Raw genomic sequence first — 1,741 nt, forward strand, 5'->3', positions numbered from 1 at the left:
GCGGTCTACCGCCACGCCGACGTGGCAGAGCTGCGCGACACCACCGAGGAAGACCCGAAAGAGCTGGAAGCCTCCAAGTACGACCTGAACTACATTGCGCTCGACGGTGAGATCGGCTGCATGGTGAACGGCGCCGGTCTGGCGATGGCGACCATGGACATCATCAAGCTGTACGGCGCTGAGCCTGCCAACTTCCTCGACGTGGGCGGCGGCGCCACCAAAGAGAAGGTGACCGAGGCCTTCAAGATCATCACCTCGGACCCGCAGGTCAAAGGGATTCTGGTCAACATCTTCGGCGGCATCATGCGCTGCGACGTCATCGCCGAGGGCGTGGTTGCCGCGGTCAAGGAAGTCGGGCTGAAGGTGCCGCTGGTGGTCCGCCTGGAAGGCACCAACGTCGAGAAGGGCAAGGAGATCATCAACACCTCCGGCCTCGACGTGATCGCCGCCGACAACCTGAAAGACGGCGCCGAGAAGATCGTGAAAGCGGTTAAGGGCTGATAATGCTGCGTTTCGCTTTCCTGCTTTCTGCCGCTCTCGCAGCGACTTCGGCGAGTGCCGATCCGCAGCTGGGGCGGTACATGAAAATGCTCGACCAAGTCTGCATCCAAAATGCTCCCGAGTTTTCGGGAGAGAAGATCAAGGCAGCCTTCAAAAAGAGCGAAGGTCTTATGGGGCCGAACACTTCCGCTGTGCTCACTGGCACGCCAGGGAAAAACTGCCGGATCTATGTGAGAGGATCACGGCCTCCGGTTGCTTCTCGGGAAGCAACGAATGAAGAGCTGAAGACCCTTTATGCAAAGCTGGCGCAACGGCTGGGCGCAGAACTCGTTGTCCGCCGCCCCGGGACACCAAAAGAGCGCTACCGAGTAAAGTCCGGCCGCACCAGCTATTACATTCGAGTGAGCTTGGATCGTACAGGCTTTCTGCACCTGAGCGTAAATTGATCAGCGCGCGCAGGCTTGGCTTAGCAAAGGAATAGAATAATGGCAGTCCTCAGCGACAAGAGCACCAAGGCTACCTGTCACGCGTCAAGCGGGGTGCAAGGCACCTTCAATTCCGGTGCCATCATTTTCCGACGCTCTGAAATGGCCAATGCCGCTAAGTCTGGGTTGAATTGAGGTTTGATCCAGTGAAAGCCTCCGTCTATCTCATAGGCTTGCAGCAGGCCACCGGCCGGGCGGAGCTGATGCAGCGGGAGCTGGATCAGGCTGGGCTTTCGGCTCAGCGCGTCAATGCGGTGGACAGCACCAAGGTCAGCCGCGAGGAGATGCTCAAGCAATGCGCCTCCGAGGGCAACTGGGGCTATTTCCAGACCAAAGACATGGCCTGCACCCTCAGCCATGCCAAGGCCTGGGCGGCATTTCTGGAATCAAGCACCGATGTGGCGCTGATCCTGGAAGATGACGTCTTTCTGTCGCCCGACACCGGTGCCTGGCTGCAGGACCTGTCATGGTGGCCGCAAGACGCCGGCATCGTCAAGTTCGAACGCTGGCGGGCCAAGAAACTGCAGGTCGCCCTTGGCAAGGACGGCTTTACCCACATGGGCCGCGAGGTGCGCCAGATGCTGTCGCGCCACGCGGGCGGTGCGGCCTATGTGATCTCCCGCCGGGCGGCACAGCACCTGCTGGACAGCCGTCCGTTTGAAATCACGCTGGACAACCTCCTGTTCAACTTTGACGCCTCTCTGCCTGCGCGCGCCGTCAAAGTCTATCAGGTCCAGCCCGCATTGGCCGAACAG

At 60.1% G+C, this 1,741-nt stretch carries 2 protein-coding genes and 1 pseudogene; all 3 read left to right on the forward strand.

The window, feature by feature from the left end; genetic code table 11:
• Positions 1-501: pseudogene (gene sucC, locus A2I95_RS35500) on the forward strand (succinate--CoA ligase subunit beta); the annotation flags it as partial.
• Positions 502-503: 2 nt separating this feature from the next.
• A complete protein-coding gene (locus A2I95_RS35505; protein WP_291737251.1) occupies positions 504-947 on the forward strand; it encodes a hypothetical protein in 444 nt (147 codons plus the stop codon).
• 185 nt (positions 948-1,132) lie between these two features.
• Positions 1,133-1,741, forward strand: a 609-nt coding sequence (locus tag A2I95_RS35510) for a glycosyltransferase family 25 protein (protein WP_291737252.1), incomplete at its 3' end; no start/stop codon positions are given.

This window comes from Leisingera sp. F5 (genome assembly GCF_001593695.1).

Bases quoted from the DNA above. Each gene is read 5' to 3' on its own strand.
- A2I95_RS35505 (WP_291737251.1), top strand. From the start codon at position 504: ATGCTGCGTTTCGCTTTCCTGCTTTCTGCCGCTCTCGCAGCGACTTCG.